This is a genomic window from Streptomyces sp. JLBG701, assembly GCF_058544905.1.
Genome location: NZ_CM178588.1, coordinates 9,051,850 through 9,072,063, shown reverse-complemented (window position 1 = coordinate 9,072,063; position 20,214 = coordinate 9,051,850). Strand labels below are relative to the sequence as shown.

At 71.8% G+C, this 20,214-nt stretch carries 15 protein-coding genes and 1 pseudogene; 10 read left to right on the top strand and 6 right to left on the bottom strand.

Annotated elements, in window-relative coordinates; all coding sequences use genetic code 11:
• Nucleotides 1-7: 7 nt before the first annotated feature.
• Entirely contained in the window at nt 8-1,231 is a 1,224-nt protein-coding gene (locus AC5DRG_RS41575; RefSeq protein WP_491805030.1) for an AAA family ATPase, read from the bottom strand.
• A gap of 169 nt (nt 1,232-1,400) precedes the next feature.
• Nucleotides 1,401-2,759: a hypothetical protein gene (locus tag AC5DRG_RS41570; protein ID WP_491805029.1), complete on the bottom strand. Its 1,359-nt coding sequence runs from the start codon at nt 2,757-2,759 to the stop codon at nt 1,401-1,403.
• 282 nt (nt 2,760-3,041) lie between these two features.
• Between AC5DRG_RS41570 and AC5DRG_RS41565 the strand changes: the two genes are divergently transcribed.
• The 10 genes and pseudogenes from AC5DRG_RS41565 (at nt 3,042) to meaB (ending at nt 15,448) form a co-directional block, all read left to right on the top strand.
• Nucleotides 3,042-4,343, top strand: a complete 1,302-nt coding sequence (locus tag AC5DRG_RS41565; RefSeq protein WP_491805028.1) for an extracellular solute-binding protein — start codon at nt 3,042-3,044, stop codon at nt 4,341-4,343.
• 7 nt (nt 4,344-4,350) lie between these two features.
• A complete protein-coding gene (locus AC5DRG_RS41560; RefSeq protein WP_491805027.1) occupies nt 4,351-5,271 on the top strand; it encodes a carbohydrate ABC transporter permease in 921 nt (306 codons plus the stop codon).
• The gene (locus AC5DRG_RS41555) at nt 5,268-6,149 is read left to right on the top strand and encodes a carbohydrate ABC transporter permease (protein WP_491805026.1); all 882 of its coding nucleotides are present in this window, start codon (nt 5,268-5,270) and stop codon (nt 6,147-6,149) included. Before AC5DRG_RS41560 ends, AC5DRG_RS41555 begins: the two co-directional genes overlap by 4 nt.
• A 22-nt stretch (nt 6,150-6,171) precedes the next feature.
• Complete coding sequence (locus AC5DRG_RS41550; protein ID WP_491813295.1) at nt 6,172-7,302, top strand: ROK family protein; 1,131 nt, start codon at nt 6,172-6,174, stop codon at nt 7,300-7,302.
• Nucleotides 7,303-7,336: 34 nt separating this feature from the next.
• Entirely contained in the window at nt 7,337-8,872 is a 1,536-nt protein-coding gene (locus AC5DRG_RS41545) for a GMC oxidoreductase (RefSeq protein ID WP_491805025.1), read from the top strand.
• 197 nt (nt 8,873-9,069) lie between these two features.
• A pseudogene (locus AC5DRG_RS41540) lies at nt 9,070-9,456 on the top strand (tRNA-specific adenosine deaminase); the annotation flags it as partial.
• Nucleotides 9,453-10,400 carry a sugar phosphate isomerase/epimerase family protein gene (locus tag AC5DRG_RS41535; protein ID WP_491805024.1) on the top strand — a complete coding sequence of 316 codons (948 nt, stop codon included), beginning with the start codon at nt 9,453-9,455 and terminating at the stop codon, nt 10,398-10,400. The pseudogene AC5DRG_RS41540 and the gene AC5DRG_RS41535, both read left to right, overlap by 4 nt.
• 97 nt (nt 10,401-10,497) lie before the next feature.
• A complete protein-coding gene (locus AC5DRG_RS41530; protein ID WP_491805023.1) occupies nt 10,498-12,306 on the top strand; it encodes a methylmalonyl-CoA mutase family protein in 1,809 nt (602 codons plus the stop codon).
• Nucleotides 12,306-14,468, top strand: coding sequence for a methylmalonyl-CoA mutase (gene scpA, locus AC5DRG_RS41525; protein ID WP_491805022.1), 2,163 nt, complete (start codon nt 12,306-12,308; stop codon nt 14,466-14,468). Before AC5DRG_RS41530 ends, scpA begins: the two co-directional genes overlap by 1 nt.
• The gene (gene meaB / locus AC5DRG_RS41520; protein WP_491805021.1) at nt 14,465-15,448 is read left to right on the top strand and encodes a methylmalonyl Co-A mutase-associated GTPase MeaB; all 984 of its coding nucleotides are present in this window, start codon (nt 14,465-14,467) and stop codon (nt 15,446-15,448) included. The genes scpA and meaB overlap by 4 nt, the downstream gene beginning before the upstream one ends.
• A 60-nt stretch (nt 15,449-15,508) precedes the next feature.
• Here the strand turns inward: meaB and AC5DRG_RS41515 are convergent, their stop codons facing one another.
• Genes AC5DRG_RS41515 through AC5DRG_RS41500 form a run of 4 tightly spaced genes read right to left on the bottom strand, consistent with a single transcriptional unit; the run spans nt 15,509 to nt 20,213 of the window.
• Nucleotides 15,509-16,234, bottom strand: coding sequence for an LmeA family phospholipid-binding protein (locus AC5DRG_RS41515; protein ID WP_491805020.1), 726 nt, complete (start codon nt 16,232-16,234; stop codon nt 15,509-15,511).
• A complete protein-coding gene (locus AC5DRG_RS41510) occupies nt 16,231-18,474 on the bottom strand; it encodes an MMPL family transporter (protein WP_491805019.1) in 2,244 nt (747 codons plus the stop codon). Before AC5DRG_RS41510 ends, AC5DRG_RS41515 begins: the two co-directional genes overlap by 4 nt.
• A gap of 30 nt (nt 18,475-18,504) precedes the next feature.
• A complete protein-coding gene (locus AC5DRG_RS41505; protein ID WP_491805018.1) occupies nt 18,505-19,662 on the bottom strand; it encodes a S8 family serine peptidase in 1,158 nt (385 codons plus the stop codon).
• Between the two features lie 2 nt (nt 19,663-19,664).
• Nucleotides 19,665-20,213, bottom strand: a complete 549-nt coding sequence (locus AC5DRG_RS41500) for a hypothetical protein (protein ID WP_491805017.1) — start codon at nt 20,211-20,213, stop codon at nt 19,665-19,667.
• Nucleotide 20,214 lies beyond the last annotated feature (1 nt).

Below are 20,214 nucleotides of genomic sequence, written 5' to 3'. Positions count from 1 at the left end.
TCCGGGTTCATCGGCCCGCCTTCGCCGTGAGCGCGGCGGCCCGGCCCGCCGCTCGGTCCGCCCGACGGGACAGGGTCACCACTCCGGCGAGCCGCTCGATCGAGGCCGGGACGTCCCAGTCCTCCTGGCGCAGCGAGGCCAGTGTGGTGGCGGGGACGACCACCAGGTCAGGGGCTCCGGTCTCCAACGCCCGCACCAGCAGCGCCCAGGCCGCGTCCCAACGGGACTTGTCCGGGCGCGCGCGGACGGCCGCGACCACTCCGTCGAGCACGGCCTGGCGCAGATCCCCCCGTTCGGGCAGGTCGGCACCCTCCGGGTCGGCGAGGACCGCCTCGGGGTCCGGGAGGTCCATCCGGTCCACGCTCGCCAGCAACTCCAGCCCCGGACCGTCCCCCACGGTTCCCCTGACCAGCAGGGAGAGCACCTCCCGGGAGGAACCGGCCGCGTTCGCGAAGGCGATCAGGCTCAGCGTCATGTCCCAGCTGCGGGGTGAGGGCCAGGCTCCGCCCCGGCGCGTCTCGTTGCTGGGCAGCCGGTGCACGAGCCCGGGGCGGGCGGCGAGGAGCCCGCACACCGCACGCCGGGCGAAGTCGACGGCCTCCGGCAGCTTCCGCGGGTCGAGTCGTGGCAGCGTCGCCCGGGGCCACGTTCCGCCGAGGCCACGTACGACGACCTCGTGGTCGTGGGTCCACTGGAGGTGGACGAACCGGTTGGCCAGCGGCGGGCTCAGCTCCCAGCCGTCGGCCGCCGAGGACCGCGGGTTGGCGGCGGCCACGATCCTTACGCCGGGCGGCAGTTGGAGGGCACCGATCCGCCGCTCCAGCACGAGGCGGAGCAGCGCGGCCTGCACGGCCGGTGGCGCGGTGGACAGTTCGTCCAGGAACAGCAGGCCCCGGCCGGCCCGTACCAGTCGTACGGCCCAGTCCGGCGGGGCCATCGGAACCCCCTGTTCCGCGGGGTCGTCGCCTACGACGGGCAGTCCGGAGAAGTCGGAGGGCTCGTGCACGCTGGCGATGACCGTGGTCAGCGGGAGGTCCAGGGCTGCGGCGAGTTGGGTCAGGGCTGCGGTCTTTCCGATTCCCGGCTCGCCCCACAGGAGTACGGGCAGGTCGGCGGCGACGGCGAGTGTCAGGGCCTCCAGTTGGGTGTCGGGGCGGGCTTCGGTGGTGGTGTCGCGGAGGAGGGTCAACAGGTCGGCGGCTACGTCGAGTTGGGATGTGCTTTGGGGCATGTGTGATCACCTTTGGGTTCGTGGTGGGCTGAGAGGCGGGTTGTTTGCTGCGGGTCCGGTGGGGGCTGGTCGCGCCCCGCGGCGGAGCCGCTAATGGACACAGCCCCGCGCCCCTAAAGGGGCGCTGTCGCACCGGAGTTCAGCAGTTCCCGGGGCGGAGATCCCCCGGTCAGCGGAGGGTTGCGTGACGTGCTCGACTGCGGCGGTCGCGGGGGCGGGGCGCGACAGGGCAGTTGCGGCCTGATCCAGGAGCCGGGCCGACCATGCCCGTCCTGAACAACCCGTAGGTGATCCGCCGTTGAGCGGCCGCCTCCAGTTCGTCGCGCAGAGCACCGCCCCGCAGCAGCGCGTCCGGACCCAGCAGGCCTTCTACGACGGCCAGTGCGCCGGCGATGTCGCCGTGGTCCAGGCGTTCGCGGACGCCGGTGAGGCAGTCGGGGTGACGGTGTGCCTCGTCGATCGCCCGGAGGCAGGGCAGCGGGGTGCCGGTCAGTTCGACCAGGAGTTCCTCGCGGCGGAGTTCGGCCGGGTCGTGGTCCAGCGGGGCGAGTACCCCGTCGACCAGGCCGATCCGGTGCTGGGCTCCCCGGCACTCCACGAGGCGGGGCTGTCCTGGCGGGTCCGGGATCCGGGGCGCGGCTGTCGGCGGACGATCCGGTACCAGCGCCCTGGCGACCAGCGGGTGCAGCCGATCGACCTCGATCGCACCGGTGCGGATCAGTTCCAGGTCGGGCAGGATCCAGGTCGCGGCGTCGGGCAGGACCGGCAGTGCGGAGGTGCCGCCCCTGTCCGTCGACGCCGCCGCGCTCCTGGTCGAGGGCGACCCGTCGTCGTCCGCCATGTCCAGGACCAGCCGACGCCGTGCCCCGAGTCGTACGAGGACGGGCCCGGCGGACCGCCCCTCGGCGTGCAGCAGGATCCCCGCCTCGGCCGCCCAGCGGTGAACGGCCCAGCCACGATCGTCGGCGGGCAGCCGATCGGCCGCCCCGGACCGGATCCGCAGCTCGTCCGTTCTGCGCGCATCCCAGAGATGCCGGTGCAGGTCGAGGCGGAACCGTCGGTTCGGATGCGGGTGCGGATAACGGCGGTCGCCGCCCCCGGAGTTGGCCCCGGAGTTGGTCCCGTCCCACACCGCGAGGCTGATCCGCTGGCCGGCATCCGCCCAGGCGGGCGCGGTACGGGCCACGAGGTGCACCCGGCCGACTGCGTCGTACCGAGCCAGAGAGATCGTCAACCCCGGACGCAGCAACCCGTCGGGAGCGATTCTCGGCATGTGCCAGCGCAGCAGGTCGGGAACCAAGTGACGTAGATCCGCCCGGAGTTGGGTCGCGAGTTCTTGGCCATACGTGCGTGCGACGGAGCGCAGGCCGAGATCGACGTCGAAGCCCGCGGCGGCGCACGCTCCCGCCCAGTCGCCCACGCCACGGCGGCCGGTCGCGGTCTCGATCATGGAGGGCGGCACGGCGAACTCGCGCACGCGCGGCCAGAAGGAAAGGCGGGAATTCCCGTCCGCGGTCGAGGTGAGCATCAGCACTCACCTTGCGCGGTCGGGACCCCCAATCTGCCAGCAGAGTATGTGGTCATCGTGCGGAACGGTACGCATCCCCGCCGCGCTCTGCCACCCATTTTCGGATCGCGATAAATCACCCCAAATCGATTTCGCTACAAGTTCCGAAATTATTCGTGATGGGTCCGCCACTTGGCCGAAATGCGTGCCTCATAGCTTCGCCATCAGCCGAAAAAGCTACTTCCCCCCGAAATCCCATCGCTGTCCTCAGCGACTTGCGCCTTCATGAGACAGGAGCCCCGAGTGTCCAATCCCTCCCGACGCGGCGCCCTCAAGCTGACCGCGGGCATGGCTCTCATGGGCGCTTTCGCCCTGACGGGCTGTGGACGCGGCGATGACACCGCCACCGCGAAAGCCACCGCGCAGCCCGTCGACGACTCCCCGGCCACCGGCACCCTGACCGTCTGGGCCGCCCAGGGCGATGCCGACGTGCTCGACAAGGTCATCAAGCCCTTCAAGGCCGCGAACCCCGACGTCACCGTGAAGTTCACGCTGATACCGAACTCCGACTACTACACCAAGCTCCAGTCGGCGATCGCGGCGGGCAAGGGGCCCGATGTCGCCCAGTTCTTCCCCGAGTCGCAGGCGCAGTTCCTTGACCCGTCGATCCTCCAGGCCGTGCCGGACGGTCTCGTCGACCCGGACAGCTTCTTCAAGAGTCTCTGGGACGCGGGTGTGGCCGAGAACGTCGCCTACGCGGTGCCCTGGTACGCGTACACGTACGCGCTCGTCTACCGTTCCGATCTCGCCAAGAAGGCGGGCGTCGAGGCGCCGACCACGTGGGACGAGACGGTGCCGTTCCTCAAGGCGCTCCAGAGTGCCGGCGCCGGGCACGGTCTGGGGGCCGACATCGGCTGGGACATCTTCAACGGGCAGGACGTCGCGATGTACGCCTGGCAGGCCGGCGGCTCGCTGGTCGACTCCTCCGGGAAGTGGACGCTCGACACTCCGGCGATGGTCGAGGCGCTCAAGTACAACGCGTCGTTCTTCACCTCGGGCACCGCCGACACCAGCGGGCCCACGTTCCTGGACGCGCAGCCGTACTTCGTGTCCGGGAAGACCGCCACGGTGATCACGGGCCCGTGGGTCATCGGGCAGCTGGACACCGCGGCGAAGAAGGACGGCTGGACTGCGTCCCACGTCGCCACCGCACCGCTGCCGGCCGGGGCCTCGGCCAGTTCCTCCTTCTCCGCGGGCGGCAGTTGGGGCGTGCTCGCGGGCAGCGGCAACGCGGACGCGTCGTGGAAGCTCATCCGGTATCTGGCGAAGCCGAGCACGCAGGTGTCGCAGTACAAGGCGTACAGCTCGCTGCCGGCGGTCATCTCCGCCTGGGACGACTCCGCCATCGCGGACCAGCCGCTGCTGGACGCCTTCCTGACCCAGCTGAAGAACACCAGGGCGTTTCCGCAGGTGAGCAGCTGGCAGCAGGTCGCGACCCGGCTTGGCAAGGAGATGGAGGCGGTGGCCAAGGGCACGCAGACCGCCGCGAAGGCCGCCTCGAACGTCCAGGCGTACGCCGAGAGCCTCGGTACGGGCGCGAAGTGAGCCGCCGATGACCACCACCGTCAGCCCGGGGGCGCCGCGCAACACGCTTCGCTCCCGGGGCGCCCGGCGGACGGCCACCGCCTGGCTGTTCCTCGCGCCCTTTGCCGTCGTGTTCCTGATCTACACCGCGATCCCGACCGTCGCCGCCCTCGGGTTCAGCCTCACCGACCTGCGGGGCACGGATCTGCGGCATCCCTTCGCGGTGAACGTCACGGGGCTCGACAACTACCTCCGGCTGTTCCAGGACGAGATCTTCCTGCGGGACATCCTCAACACCGCGCTCTTCGTGGCCGTAGGTGTGCCGCTGACCATGGGCGTCGGATTCGCGCTGGCCCTCGCGCTGAACTCCGGCATCCGGCGGCTGCGCGGGGTGTTCCGCACCCTCTTCTTCGCGCCGGTCGTCACGAACGTGGTCGCGGTCGCCCTGATCTGGCAGTACGCCTTCCACGCGGACGGCACGGTCAACAGGCTGCTCGGTGCCGTCGGCCTCGCCGGACCGAACTGGCTGGACGATCCGAACCTGGCCATGCCCGTGGTCATCCTGCTCGGTGTCTGGCGCAACTTCGGTACCGCCATGGTGCTGTTCCTCGCCGGGTTGCAGGCGATTCCCGAGGACGTGTACGAGGCCGCGTCCCTCGACGGGGCCGGCCGCCGGCGCCAACTCCGCCACATCACCCTGCCGTTGCTGCTGCCCACGACTCTCATGGTCTCGGTGCTGCTGACCGTCTTCTACCTCCAGGTGTTCGACGAGCCGTATCTGCTGACCGACGGCGGCCCGCTGGGCTCGACCGAGTCGGTGGCGCTGTTCACCTACCACCAGTTCGGGGCGGGCGAGTTCGGGATGTCCTCGGCCGCGTCCTTCGTGATGCTCGCGCTCGTCGCCCTGGTGAGCATCGTCCAGTTCCGACTGCTGAGGCCCCGCTCATGACCGCCCTAGCCGCGTTGGAGAACGCCCACCCCGCCACCGAGCGGATCGCCTCGCGCCGCCGGTCCGTCTCCCAACCCCTGCTCTACGGCGCGCTGGTGCTGTGCGGGCTGCTCACGATGCTTCCGTTCCTCTGGGGAATCAGCGGCTCGCTACGCAGTCTCGACGAGATCCGCTCGGCCCCCGGCGCCCTGCTCCCCCACCACGTGACCTTCGACAACTTCGTCCGGCTGTTCAGGACCGAGGGTTTCGGCCGGTTCATGGTCAACAGCGTCGTGGTCGCGGCCATGGTGGTCGCCGGCAACATCGTGGCGGCGTCGGCCGCCGGCTACGCGCTCGCCAAGCTCGAATTCGCGGGCAGGCGGCTCGCGTTCGGCGCGGTCATGGCGGCGATGATGGTGCCGGTCACCACGGTCTTCATCACCCAGTTCGTGATCACCGTCGACCTGGGCCTGGCGGACACCCTCACCGGAATCGCCCTGCCCGGTGTGGCGTTGCCGCTGTCGGTCTTCATCATGCGGCAGTACGCGATGTCGATCCCCGACGAACTCCTCGAAGCGGCCCGGATCGACGGGGCGGGCGAGTTCCGGATCTTCTTCCGGATCTTCCTCCCGCTGGCCGGCCCCGCGGTCGCGACGATCACGATCATGTCGTTCCTCACCTCGTGGAACAACTTCATCTGGCCGCTGGTCGTCGCCCAGAGCATGGACACCTACACCCTCCCGGTGGGCCTCGCCGCCACCAGCCAGGCGGCCGCCCACGTCACCGACTACGGCCTGCTGCTGGCCGGCGCGATCGTCGTGATGCTTCCGGTGCTCGTCCTCTTCCTGTTCCTCCAGCGCTACTTCGTCCAGGGCATCTCCGGAACGGGAATGCGGTGAGGGAGGCGTGCTGATGGCAGGCATGAACCAGAGCGCCGTACGACGGGTCAACACGTCAGTCGTCCTGCGGGCGTTGGCGGTGTCGGCGGGCCCGAAGACGCTGACCGAGCTCGCCGAGCAGGCCGGTCTCTCCCGGCGCACCATCGAGCTGATCCTGGACTCACTCGTCGAGGCGGGCTGGGTGACCGAGCTGGACCGGGTGCCGACCAGTGGGTGTGCGGGGCGCCCCGCCCGACGTTACGAACTGCGCGCCGAGCACGCGCTGTTGGCGGCCGCGCAGATCACCACCTCGGGCGCGTCCGCGGTCGTCGCCGATGTGCGCGGACGCATCCTCGGCCGGGCCGAGCGGCCGCTGCGCGCCTACCTGGATCCCCAGGTCACGCTCGACGACGTGGCGGCACTGGTGCGGGAGGCGCTCGAAGACGCGGGCGGGTCGGCGGACCGGCTGCGCGCCGGTGCGGTCGCGAGCGGTGGTGCCATCGACGACGAGGGAGTCGTGCGGCGGCTGGTGCACACGACGCAGTGGGCAGGCGTGCACCTTCCCGAGGAGCTCTCGCGGCGGATCCGGGTGCCCTGGTTCGCGGACAACGACACCAACCTCGGTGCGCTGGCCGAGCGTTGGCGTGGTGTGGCCGGCGACCACGACAACGTCGTATGGGCGATGCTCGGGAACCGGACCGGCCTCGGCATTCTCATACGAGGGGCCGTGCACCGGGGACTTGACGGTGCCGCGGGCGAGATCGTGGAGGCGGTGTCGCTGCCGGCCAACTCGGTCGAGCACAGCCCCGTCGCCTGGCTCACCTCACCGCAGTCGGCCCAACGTGCCATCGCACTCGACCACTTCGAGGCGGCCAGGGCCGGTGACGCAAGCGCGCTCGCCGAGGTCGACGAGCTCGTGGAGAACATCGCGTCCATCCTCACCACCCTGTCGTGGACGGTCGCCCCCTCCCTCATCGTGCTCGGCGGTGGTCTGGAGGACGCGGCCGATGTGCTGCTGCCCCGGGTGCGCGAGGCGCTGCGCCGGGCCCGCACCCCGGCAGTCGAACTGCGGGCCACCGTCCTGGGCCGGGACGCCGCGCTCGTCGGCGCCGTCAAGCTGGCGCTCGACCGCATGGACACCGAGCTGTTCGGCCCGCTCGTCCCGACCGCCTGAGCACCCTCCCCCCCACATGACAGGAGTCCCCCCTTTGACCGGCACCCCTCGCACCGACGTCCTCGTCGTCGGCAGCGGCATCATGGGATCCGTCGTGGCCCGCCTGCTGCGGGAGACCGATCCGGCGCTGCGCATCACGATGGTCGACGGCGGCGACGCGATCGGCGAGGTCCCCGGCCTGCATCTGCACGACGTCGACGACCCTGCGCTGTGGTCGCGTTACAACGAAAAGGTCGGCACTGGCGTTCAGGGCATGTACACGGGCGCCGAGGTGGTGCGTGAAGTCGCGGACAATCTCACCGAGTTGACGCCGGGCATGTTCCACGCGCTCGCGTTCGGGGAGGACGCCGAGGCGATGCCCGCGACGGCGCTCGCCTGGAACGCGGGCGGTATGGGCGTGCACTGGACCGCCGCTACACCGTGGCCGGCCGGGGACGAGGTGTTCGACTTCGGCGACCAGGCCCGCTGGGCGGCGGACCTGGAGACCGCGTCCCGGGTGCTCGCGGTCACGCCCGCCGCGATCGGCCCGACCGAGGTCGGCCGGCTGGTGCTCGACGTACTGCGGCGGCGCTACGACGGCCTCGGGCCGGCCGACCGGCAGCCGCAGCCGATGCCCATGGCCGTCACCGCGACGGCCTCGGGCCCCCTGCCACGCACGGCCCCGGGCACGATCTTCCCTGCGATCGCCACGGGCGGGGATCCCGCTTTCACCCTGCTGACCGGCACCCTCGCGACCTCGCTCATCGTGTCGGAGAACGACGGCCGGGTCGCCGGCGCCCGGCTGCGTCGCGTCTCCGACGGCGTCGAGTCCGAACTGCACGCGGACGCCGTGGTGGTGTGCGCCGATGCGCTGCGCACCCCGCAACTGCTGTTCGCCTCGGGCATCCGGCCCCCGGCACTGGGCCGCCACCTCAACGAGCACGCCTTCGTCACCGCCCGGGTCCTGCTCGACCTCGACCGCTTCGGCATCGGCGTCGACGCCCTGCCCCTGCCGCGCGTCGGCGAGTTCAGCACGGACTCGCTCTGGCTGCCGCAGAACGGAGCCGCACAGCCGTTCCACGGCCAGATCATGAACCGGACGTACGTCGACGAGGACGGCCGCCCCCTCGCGCACTCCGTGGGCCTCTCGCTGTACGTCCCTCTCGCGTCGCGCCCCGAGAACCGGCTCGTGTTCTCGCCGGCCGAGACCGACCTCGCCGGGATGCCGCGGATCGGCGTCGAGTTCGGCTACTCCGGCGCCGACCGCGCGCTGATCGGACGGGCACTCGACGAAGTCCGGGCGCTGGCCGAGGAGTTCGGCTCCTTCGACCCCGTGACCGAGCGCGCGCTGCTCCCGCCCGGCTCCTCGCTGCACCTCACCGGCACCGTCCGGGCCGGCGCCGCCGACGACGGCACCAGCGTGTGCGACCCCGAGGGCCGGGTGTGGGGCCACGACAACCTGTACCTCGCCGGCAACGGCGTGATCCCCACCCCGATGGCCGCCAACGTCACCCTGACCGGCGCGGTGACGGCCGTACGGGCCGCCCGTGCCGTCGCGGCACGCCTTGCACTGACGGGAGTCCAGTTGTGATCGTCGCGAAGAAGTACGGCGCACTCAGCACCGAGCAGGACACCAGCCTGATCGTCTCTGCCGGCGTGAACGTCGTCCTCGCCTCCTGGGGATCCAAGCGGTCTTGGGAATGTCGGGGGCGGAACCGCGCCCCGCAAGGGGCGCGGGGAACTGCGCGACCAGCCCCCACCGGCCCGCGGCGAACGAGCCGCAAATCCAGCGGAGCGCTTGGCGCGCACGCCGAGGTGGTCGCCCTCGGCCTGGCCCAGACGGCGACCGGCGGCTGGGACCTCGGCGGCGACGGCATGCCGGCGCACGAGCTGGTCGTCAACTGGCGTCCCTGCATTCAGTGTTACGGGGCCACCATGTGGTCCGGGGTGCGCGGCCTCGTGGTCGCCGGGGAGGGACCTGAGCTGGAGGAGATCACCACGTTCGACGAGGGCCCGCTCGGCGCGGACTGGGCCGAGCAGTTCGAGGCACGCGGGATCAAGGTCGTAGGCGATGTGTTGCGGGATGAAGCCCTTGCCGTGTTCCGCGGCTACCGGGAGGCCATCGACGCGGCCGCCGGCATCGTCGTGTACAACGCCCGTGCGGGTGCCGAATGACCCGGCCGGGAGGGGACGCCGAACCGCTATTCGCGACCGACGTCATCACCTTCTACCACCCGGGTTTCTGGAGCCTCGACTCCGCGGACGCCGTGCGCGACTGGGCCGTCGAGCACCCCAGGGGCTTCTGGGAGCGGGTGATGGACGCGCTGGCGGAGGCCGGGGTCACCGGGATCGAGCTGACCTTCGCGCCCGGCGACATCGACTCGGCCCTGCGTGCCTTCGGTGACGCGCCGTCGTTCCGGCGGGAGTTGGCGGCCCGGGGGCTGTCCGTCGTGAGCGCCTTCATCGCCGGGAGCGAGAGCCCGGACTGGCGGGACGGCGACAACCTGCACGCGATCGTCGCCGACGCCGAGCGCCGCGCGGCCTTCCTCGCGGACGTCGGGGCGGAGCTGCTCATCGCCGGGCTGCCGATGCGTACGACGTTCGGGACCCGCCCGCCCTTCTTCGTCGACGCCGCCTACATGACCCGGATGGCCGACATCGCCCATGTCGTCGGCGAGGCCGTCGCACGGCACGGGGTGAAGCTCGCCTTCCACACCGAGTCCAACAGCACGCTCTGGTACGAGCGGGACATCGACCTCTTCATGGCCCTCACCGACCCGCGCTATGTGTGGCTGTGCCCCGACTCCTGCCACATCGCGCTCGGGGGCGGCGACCCCGTCGCCGTTGCCCGCCGCCACGCGCAGCGCATCGTGCTGGCGCACTGGAAGGACGCGGTCGGGCCGATCGACGTGGAGCTCGTCATCGACGACACGGTCTTCGCCCAGCAGCAGCCCTTCATGACCGAGCTGGGCACCGGCATCGTGGACTGGCCGGGCTGGGCCGACGCGATGTCCCGTACCCCCGGTGCCGGAATCGTGCTCGTCGAGCTGGACGAGGCGGCCGATCCCGTGGCCGCGCTCCGGGCGGGAACAGCCGTCGCGCGGCGGGCCCGGGCATGACGTGAACGGCGGAGAGGGCGAGGTCACATTGCCGACGAGTGCAAGGTCACAGCCATGTCCGCTGCGCTCCTTTGGCGGCCTGGCCTAGCATCCGAGCATGACGGTCCTGCCTGACGACGGGCTCTCCCTGGCCGCCGAGTTCCCTGACGCGACCCATGAGCAGTGGCAACGCCTGGTGGCGGATGTTCTGCGCAAGTCGGGCAAGGATGTCTCCGGCACGGCAGCAGAGGACGCCCTGTCCACCGCGCTGGAGGACGGGTTGCGCACCCGCCCCCTGTACACCGCGAACGACAGCGCGCCCGACTCCGGTTTCCCCGGTTTCGCCCCCTTTGTGCGGGGCAGTCGGGCCGGGGCCGACATCGGCGGCGGCTGGGACGTACGGCAGCGGCACACGGCCGCCGACAACGGCTCGGTGCTCACGGACCTGGAGAACGGCGTCACCTCGCTGTGGCTGGCCGTCGGCGGCAGCGGAATCCCCGTGTCGTCCCTCGGCCAGGTGCTCGACGGCGTGTTCCTCGACCTGGCGCCCGTCGTCCTGGACGCGGGAGACCAGGTCGAGCCCGCCGCACGGGAGTTGCTGCGTCTGTACGAGGAGCGGGGCGTCGCCAAGGACGCGGCGCGCGGCAATCTCGGCGCGGACCCGCTGGGCCACGAGGCCCGTACGGGCGTGGAGTCGGCCTTCGCGCCGGCCGCCTCGCTCGCGCGGCTGTGCGCCGAGGAGTACCCGGGGCTGCGCGCCCTGACCGTGGACGCGCTGCCGTACCACGAGGCCGGCGGCTCGGCCGGGCAGGAGCTGGGCACCTCCCTGGCGACCGGCGTCGCCTACCTCCGTGACCTCACCGCGGCGGGCCTGTCGGTCGAACAGGCCTGTGCTCAGCTGGAGTTCCGGTACGCGGCCACCGCCGACCAGTTCCTGACGATCGCCAAGCTGCGCGCGGCCCGCCGGCTGTGGGCGCGGGTCGCCGAGGTGTGCGGGGCGGCGGGCGCGGGGGCGCAGGTGCAGCACGCCGTGACCTCGCCGGTGATGATGTCGCGCCGCGACCCGTGGGTGAACATGCTCCGCACGACGGTCGCCACGCTCGCCGCCGGGGTCGGCGGCGCCGACTCCGTCACGGTCCTCCCCTTCGACCACGCGCTGGGCCTGCCGGACGCGTTCGCGCGCCGTATCGCCCGCAACACGTCGACGATCCTGGTCGAGGAGTCGCACCTGTCCCGGGTGATCGACCCGGCGGGCGGCTCCTGGTACGTGGAGCGCCTGACGGACGAACTCGCCCACGCGGGCTGGGAGTTCTTCCAGTGGATCGAGGGTCTCGGCGGCCAGGCGACAGCCCTGCGCTCGGGCCGGCTCGGTGAAGCTCTCGCCACCACGTGGGAGGCGCGCAGCGCGAAGCTAGCCAAGCGCCGCGAACCCATCACCGGCGTCAGCGAGTTCCCGTTCCTCGCCGAGCGCCCCATCGAGCGCGAGCCCGCTCCCGAGCCCCCGTCCGGCGGACTCCCGCGCGTGCGGCGCGACGAGGCGTTCGAGACCCTGCGCGCCCGCTCGGACGCCCACCTCGCCACCACCGGCTCCCGGCCCCGCGTCTACCTGGCCGCGATCGGCCCCGCCGCCGCGCACACCGCCCGCACGACCTTCGTCTCGAACCTCTTCCAGGCCGGCGGCATCGAGCCGGTCACCGACGGCACCTTCGAGGACAGCGGTGCCACCGAGGCCTGCCTGTGCTCCAGCGACGCGCTGTACGAGGAGCGGGCGGCCGACACGGCCCGGGACCTCAAGTCGGCGGGCGCCTCACATGTGTTCCTGGCCGGCCGTCCCGGGCAGTACACCGACGTCGACGCGTACGTCTTCGCGGGCTGCGACGCCGTCGCCGTGCTCTCCGCCACCCTCGACCGCATCGGAGTGTCCTGATGGGAATCCCCGACTTCTCCGGAATCGAGCTGGGGACGCCCACCGCCGAGGGCAGCGCCGAGGACTGGCGCAAGGCGCTCGGCGGGGACGAGACCTTCTGGGAGACGCCGGAGGGCATCGCGGTCAAGCCGCTGTACACCGGCCGTGACCTGGAGGGCCTGGACTTCCTGGGGACGTACCCGGGCATGGCACCGTATCTGCGCGGCCCCTACTCGACGATGTACGTCAACCAGCCCTGGACGATCCGGCAGTACGCGGGCTTCTCCACCGCCGAGGAGTCCAACGCCTTCTACCGGCGCAACCTCGCGGCCGGCCAGAAGGGCCTGTCGGTCGCCTTCGACCTGCCCACGCACCGGGGTTACGACAGCGACCACCCGCGCGTGACAGGTGACGTCGGCATGGCGGGCGTGGCGATCGACTCGATCTACGACATGCGGCAGCTCTTCGACGGCATCCCGCTGGACAGGATGACGGTGTCGATGACGATGAACGGCGCGGTGTTGCCGGTCCTCGCGCTGTACATCGTGGCGGCGGAGGAACAGGGCGTACCGCCCGAGAAGTTGGCCGGGACCATCCAGAACGACATCCTCAAGGAGTTCATGGTCCGCAACACCTACATCTATCCGCCGAAGCCGTCGATGCGGATCATCTCCGACATCTTCGCCTTCACCTCGCAGCGGATGCCGCGCTACAACTCCATCTCCATCTCCGGCTATCACATCCAGGAAGCCGGTGCGACGGCCGACCTGGAGCTGGCGTACACCCTCGCGGACGGCGTCGAGTACATCCGGGCGGGCCGTGAAGCGGGCCTTGACGTCGACGCGTTCGCGCCCCGGCTCTCCTTCTTCTGGGCGATCGGCATGAACTTCTTCATGGAGATCGCCAAGCTGCGCGCGGCGCGCCTGCTGTGGGCCAAACTGGTCAGGCAGTTCGACCCGCAGAACGCCAAGTCCCTCTCCCTGCGCACCCATTCGCAGACCTCGGGCTGGTCGCTGACGGCACAGGACGTCTTCAACAACGTCACGCGCACGTGCGTCGAGGCGATGGCCGCGACGCAGGGCCACACGCAGTCCCTCCACACGAACGCCCTCGACGAGGCGCTCGCCCTGCCCACCGACTTCTCGGCGCGCATCGCCCGCAACACCCAGCTGCTGATCCAGCAGGAGTCGGGCACGACCCGGGTCATCGACCCGTGGGGCGGCAGCGCCTACGTGGAGAAGCTGACGTACGACCTTGCCCGCCGGGCCTGGCAGCACATCGAGGAGGTCGAGGCGGCGGGCGGCATGGCCAAGGCCATCGACGCGGGTATCCCCAAGCTGCGCATCGAGGAGGCGGCGGCCCGCACCCAGGCCCGGATCGACTCCGGGCGCCAGCCGGTGATCGGCGTCAACAAGTATCGCGTGGAGACGGACGAGCAGATCGACGTGCTCAAGGTCGACAACTCCTCCGTACGCACCCAGCAGATCGAGAAGCTGCGCCGGCTGCGGGCGGAGCGCGACGAACGGGCCTGCCAGGACGCGCTGGACGCGTTGACGCGGGCGGCCGGCGGTGAGGGCAACCTGCTGGAGCTGGCCGTGCACGCGGCGCGCGCCAAGGCCACCGTCGGCGAGATCTCCGACGCCCTGGAGAAGGTGTACGGGCGGCACGCGGGCCAGATCCGTACGATCGCCGGGGTGTACCGCAACGAAGCAGGCGAGTCCCCCTCCGTGGACCGCACCCGCACCCTGGTCGACGCCTTCGAGGAGGCCGAGGGCCGCCGCCCGCGCATCCTGGTCGCCAAGATGGGCCAGGACGGGCACGACCGCGGCCAGAAGGTGATCGCCACCGCCTTCGCCGACCTCGGCTTCGACGTGGACGTCGGCCCGCTGTTCCAGACCCCGGGCGAGGTGGCCCGGCAGGCGGTGGAGGCGGACGTGCACATCGTGGGCGTCTCGTCGCTGGCCGCCGGCCACCTGACCCTCGTACCGGCGCTGCGCGAGGAGCTGGCGGCGGAGGGCCGGGAGGACATCATGATCGTAGTGGGCGGGGTGATCCCGCCGCAGGACGTGCCGACCCTGCTTGAGATGGGCGCGGCGGCCGTGTTCCCGCCCGGGACGGTGATCCCGGACGCGGCCTACGACCTCGTCGAGCGGCTCTCGGCCGATCTCGGGCACGGCCTGTGATCGAGCTCGACACCTATGTGAAGGGCGTGCTCGACGGGAAGCGGGCGCTGATCGCGCGCGCCATCACGCTCGTCGAGTCCACCCGTCCCCAACACCGGGCGCTGGCACAGGAGTTGCTGACCGAACTGCTGCCGCACAGCGGGCGGGCGCGGCGGATCGGGGTCAGTGGTGTGCCGGGGGTGGGCAAGTCGACGTTCATCGACGCGTTCGGCACGATGCTGACCTCGCTGGGGCACCGGGTCGCGGTGCTCGCCGTGGACCCGTCCTCCAGCCGTACGGGCGGTTCGATCCTCGGCGACAAGACGCGGATGGAACGCCTGTCCGTGGACCCGGCGGCCTTCATCCGCCCCTCCCCCACCGCGGGCACGCTGGGCGGGGTCGCCAAGGCGACGCGCGAGTCGATCGTGGTGATGGAGGCCGCGGGCTACGACGTGGTGCTGGTCGAGACGGTCGGCGTCGGCCAGTCGGAGACGGCGGTCGCGAACATGGTCGACTCCTTCCTGCTGCTGACCCTGGCCCGCACCGGCGACCAGTTGCAGGGCATCAAGAAGGGCGTCCTGGAGCTCGCCGACGTGATCGCCGTCAACAAGGCGGACGGCCCGCACGAGCGTGACGCGCAGGCCGCCGCACGGGAGTTGGCGGGCGCCCTGCGCCTCATGCACGGCCACGACGCGGTCTGGACTCCGCCGGTGCTGAGCTGCAGCGCCCGCGAGTCGTTGGGCCTGGACACGGTCTGGGAGCGCCTCGAACAGCACCGCACCCTCCTCGACTCGACCGGCCGCCTCGCCGCCAAACGCCGTGACCAGCAGGTCGACTGGACCTGGACGATGGTCCGCGACGAACTGCTCGGCCGACTGCACGCGGATCCGGCCGTACGATCCCTCGCGCCCGGCCTTGAACAGGCGGTCAGGGAGGGCGAGTTGACGGCCACGCTCGCCGCGGAGCGCATCCTGCGGGCGTTCGGGGGACGGGGCGACTGACACCCCCGCCGTCCGGGTCGTCCGGGTGCGACCACCCAGCGGACGCTCGCCTCGCTCACCTCACCCCTTGCCCCCGGCCGGGAGCCGGGTTCGGCCCCCGTCGAGGGCGATGTCGAGGCCGGTCGACGTGATGTCGAGGGAGGTGGCCCGCAGGCCGAGGGGGTAGTCCGCGCCGGTGCCGTCGGACAGCCCGTCCTGGATCCGGTCGACCAGTGCGGCGGGGGCCGGGCTGCCCAGAACCGCGGCGTCCTCGATACGCAACGTCACACGTCCGTCCTGGAGTTGGGGCCGCACGGTGGCCTGTCCGACGCCGCCCCGGCCGAAGGCGAAGGTGACGGTGTCGGCCTCGTCGTCAAGGCTTACGGCCGTGACCGGGAGCCGTCCGCCCGCTCCGGCGGCCATGCTCCGCAGGGACCCGGCGGGGACCTCCACGTCCGCATGGGTGCGGTCGACCGTGCCGGAGGCGTCGCCGGTCAGACGTATGTCATCCAGGCGGGCCTGTACGGACACGTCGGGGATACGGCCCAGGGTGGCGTGGTCGCCGGTGATGGTCACGGCGTCGAGGTGGCGGTCGAACAGGTCGAGCAGCGCCGGTCCGCCGTAGACGTGGACCTCGCTGTCCTGCCCCAGGGCCCGCCCGGCCGCGGCGGCGATACGGTGGTGCATCAGGCCGCGGGCGGCGAGTTCGGCGAAGCCGGCCGTGGCCAGCAGGGCGGCCACGGCGACGGCGGCCAGAGAGGCGACGCGGTACCGCCTGGACAACCTCCTGAACCGGTGACGGATCATGCCCGTTCTCCCGAGGTGACGCGCGTGACGGCTGCCTCCGGCTGTCCGGGGGCGGCAGCGGTCGGGCCTTCGGGATCGAGGTGGGGCAGGAGCCGGTCCAGCCATCGGGGCAGCCACCAGTTGGCCCGGCCGAGCAGGTACATGGACGCGGGCACCAGGACGAGCCGGACGACCGTGGCGTCGATGACGACGCTCACGCCCAGACCCAGCGCCAGCATCTTGATCACCACGTTGGTGGAGAGCAGGAAGGCGAGGAAGACGCTGGTCATGATGAGGGCGGCACACGTGATGACGCGGGCGGTACCGGCCAGTCCGGTGGCCACACTGAGGTGGTTGTCCTTCGTATGCAGCCAGGACTCCCGGATACGGGAGAGGAGGAAGACCTCGTAGTCCATGGAGAGGCCGAACACGATGGCGAACATCATCATCGGCACGTACGACTCGACGGGTACGGGCTCGGACACGCCGAACAGGGAGCCGCCCCAGCCCCATTGGAAGACAGCGACGACGACTCCGTAGGCCGCGCCGATGGACAGCAGGTTCAGCAGGGCCGCCTTCAGGGCGACGAGGAGGCTGCGGAAGACCGTGAGCAGGAGCAGGAAGGCCGCGGCGACGACGACCGCGATGATGACGGGCAGCCGCTCCACCACCACGTCGCGGAAGGTGAGTTGGGCGGCCGTCACGCCGGTGACGTAACCCTGCGCACCGGAGGCGGCGAGGGCGTCCGGGAGGGTGTCGTCCCGCAGGCGGTGCATCAGGTCGGAGGTGGCCTGCTCCTCCGGTCCGGTGTCGGGAGTGACGGTGGCGATGAGCAGGGCCCGGTCGTCGGTGGCGACGGGCGTGGACACCTTGGCGACACCGGGCGTCGCGGCCAGGGCGTCGTGCAGGGAGGCGGAGAGTTCCGCGGTCGGGGCGGCCCGGTCCAGGTCGGCGACGATCGTGAACTGGCCGTTGGTACCGGGGCCGAAGCCGTCGGAGACCAGGTCGTAGGCCTGGCGGTCGGTGTAGTCGGCGGGTCCCGCACCCGCGTCGACGTGGCCCAGGCGCATGGCGGCGGTGGGCACGGCGAGCACGCCCAGAACCAGGACGCCGGCGACGAGGAACAACCATGGTCGGCGGCCGACGGTGGCGGCCCAGCGGTGCCAGGTGTCGGCGGTGCCGGTCGGTTCGTCGACCGGTGGGCGGACGCGCCAGCGGTCGATGCGGCGGCCGGCGATGCCCAGGAGGGCGGGGGTCAGCGTCAGCGCGGCGAGGGCGGACACCAGGACGGTCAGACCGGCCGCGACACCGAGGGTGCCGATGAAGCCGACGCCCGACGCGTACAGGCCGGCCAGTGCGAGGGCCACGGTCGCCGCGGCGACGATCACCGCCCGGCCGCTGGTGGCCATGGCCCGGCCCGCGGTCTCCACCGGATCACCGAGGTCGCGCAGCAGGCGTCGGTGACGGGTGATCAGGAACAGCGCGTAGTCGATGCCCACGCCCAAGCCCATCATCGTGGCCAGGGTCGGTGCCGCGGTGCCGAAGGTGAGGACGCCGGCCAGCAGGCCGAGCACGGAGATGCCGCAGAGCAGGCCGAGTACGGCGGTCAGCAGCGGGAGTCCGGCGGCAGCCAGGCTGCCGAACCCGGCCAGCAGGACGAGCACGGCGGTAGCGATGCCGATCGCCTCCGACAGCCGGTGGGCCGCCTCGGGGCGCGCCAACTGGCCGAGCGGGCCGCTGTATTCGACCTCGACACCGTCCACGCGCAGTCCGTGCACGGCGTCGTCGACGCCGTCGAGGTAGGACTTCTCGAACCTGACCGGGTTCTCCGTGAAGCGGACGGTCACGATGCCGGTGGTGCCGTCGGCGGCGACCGCGCCGGGTGTGGTGAGCGGGTCGGCCACCGAGATCACATCGGGCAGCTTCCCGAGTGCGGCTACGGCCTCGTCGACGGTGTCCCGGTGGGCGTCGAGCGGCCCGCTGCCGGAGTGCAGCACGATCTGCGAGGCGGTGCCGCGGACTTCTTTCGAACCGTGCGCGTCCAGCAGATCGGCACCGGTCTGCACGGAGGTGCCGGGCAGGGAGAAGTCGTCCTCGTACGTGCCGCCCCAGGTCCGGTCGGCGGCGACGGCGGCCAACAGCACCAGCAGCCAGGCACCGAGCACCCACCACGGGCGTCGTGCGCAACGGCGGCCGAGGCGGTGCAGGCGTCCGGCGGTGAGGGCCGGTTCGGGAGGGATTTCCGGAGAAGAGGGGGGCATGCCGTTCCTGGTCCTTCTGGTTCGGTCGGGTCAGTGGTGCCTGGGGCGGGTGCGCCGCAGAAGCAGCGCCACTACGGTGAGCAGCCCCGCGGCCGTGGCGAGGCTCAGGCCTAGGAGCGCCGCTCCTCCCGAGTCGGTGGTGGGGGTCCCGATGTCAGTGACGGTGGGCATGTCAGTGGTGGTGGCGGTGGGCGTGTCCGGCACGGCGGCGGCCGGGGTGTCCGAATCGGTGGCCTGTCGCGTCGGGCCGAGTGCCGCCAGCGCCGCGTCCGCGTCGACCAGTCCGGCGCCGAGGAGAGGGTCGTCCGTCGCGTGGGCGGTCGAGGCGATGAGGTCGCGCGTCGTGGCTGGGTCGGCGCCCGCGGCGATCAACAGGGCGGCTTCGGCGGCCACATGAGGGGCGGCCATGGAGGTGCCGGACTTGGGGGCGTAGCCGCCGGGGACGGTGGATACGATGTCGACGCCGGGTGCGGCGACGGCTCGCGGGTCGCCGTAGTTGGTGAACGGCGTGGGTTGTCCGTCCCGGCCCACCGCCTGGACGACGACGGCCAGCACCCCGGCCCGGTACAGCCGCTCGGCGTGCCCGGCGTTGCCGGCCGCGGCGACCACCACGGCCCGGTCAGCGGCGTAGCGCAATGCGAGGGACAGTGGTCCGCCCTTGCGCAGCCGGTCGGCGGGCCCGGTGTCGTCGAGGGACAGGTTGATCACGTCGGCGCCGTGGTCGGCGGCCCAGCGGACGGCCTCGGCGATCACCTCGGTGTCGCCGGTCCCGTCGGCACCGAGTACCCGGACCGGCATGATCTTCGCGCCGGGGGCGCCGCCTGCGATGCCGACGCCGTTGCCGGAGGTGGCGGCGATGATCCCGGCGACATGGGTGCCGTGGCCGTTCTCGTCGTCCGGCACCAGGTCACCGTCGACGAAGTCCCGGCCGGGGACCATGCGTCCGACGAGGTCGGGATGGTCGAGGTCGACGCCGGTGTCGACCACGGCGACGACCGTGCCGGCCGCCCGGGCCCCGGACTCGGCCGCGGCGGCCAGGCCGCTCAGCTCCAGCCCGTACTGCCGCGCGCGCAGCGGATCGGTGCCGTCGGCGGCCGCCGACGCCGGGGACAGTACGACGAGCAGGGTGGCGGCGACGGGTAGCGCGGCCCGCCGCAGCGGATGTGCCCGGGCGGGCCGGGGTGCCACGCTCAGTCCTGCTTCCACGCGTCTGCGCGGCGTTCGGCCCACCACCGCACCTGGTCGCCGTACGCGCCGTCCAGGGCCTTGTCGCGGATCTCCTGGAGTTCGTCCCGCCGTTCGTCGGAGTCGAGTCCGCGCAGGTCCGCGATGTCGTCGCGCAGCTCCTCGGGGAGCGCCTGGTAACGGCGTTGGGCTTCCGCGGCCCTGATCCGCACCCCGGTCCCGTACTCACCGGCGAGCGCGTCCCGCCAGATCCGTGCCGCCGCCTCGCCGCGCTGCTCGGGCTCCATGGTGCGCAGTTCACCCAGGTCGGCACGGAGTTCCGGCGGCACCCAGCCGGGCAGGGGGCGCGGGTCGGTGCCGGAGTCGCCGAGGGCCATGGGGTCCGTGTCGGCGAGCAGGACCAGCGAGGTGTCCGCGGTGGCGGAAGTCGGCGAGGTGGCACTGGTCGTGCCGGAAGAGGCCGCCCACACCAACCCGGTGACGGCCGCGGCGGTGGCGACGGCCAGCGCGGTCGTCCGGGTCCGGCGGGACACGGCGGTGACGATGCTGTTCACG

Bases quoted from the DNA above. Each gene is read 5' to 3' on its own strand.
- AC5DRG_RS41575 (WP_491805030.1), bottom strand. From the start codon at position 1,231: ATGCCCCAAAGCACATCCCAACTCGACGTAGCCGCCGACCTGTTGACC.
- AC5DRG_RS41570 (WP_491805029.1), bottom strand. From the start codon at position 2,759: ATGCTCACCTCGACCGCGGACGGGAATTCCCGCCTTTCCTTCTGGCCG.
- AC5DRG_RS41560 (WP_491805027.1), top strand. From the start codon at position 4,351: ATGACCACCACCGTCAGCCCGGGGGCGCCGCGCAACACGCTTCGCTCC.
- AC5DRG_RS41555 (WP_491805026.1), top strand. From the start codon at position 5,268: ATGACCGCCCTAGCCGCGTTGGAGAACGCCCACCCCGCCACCGAGCGG.
- AC5DRG_RS41550 (WP_491813295.1), top strand. From the start codon at position 6,172: ATGAACCAGAGCGCCGTACGACGGGTCAACACGTCAGTCGTCCTGCGG.
- AC5DRG_RS41535 (WP_491805024.1), top strand. From the start codon at position 9,453: ATGACCCGGCCGGGAGGGGACGCCGAACCGCTATTCGCGACCGACGTC.
- AC5DRG_RS41530 (WP_491805023.1), top strand. From the start codon at position 10,498: ATGACGGTCCTGCCTGACGACGGGCTCTCCCTGGCCGCCGAGTTCCCT.
- scpA (WP_491805022.1), top strand. From the start codon at position 12,306: ATGGGAATCCCCGACTTCTCCGGAATCGAGCTGGGGACGCCCACCGCC.
- AC5DRG_RS41515 (WP_491805020.1), bottom strand. From the start codon at position 16,234: ATGATCCGTCACCGGTTCAGGAGGTTGTCCAGGCGGTACCGCGTCGCC.
- AC5DRG_RS41510 (WP_491805019.1), bottom strand. From the start codon at position 18,474: ATGCCCCCCTCTTCTCCGGAAATCCCTCCCGAACCGGCCCTCACCGCC.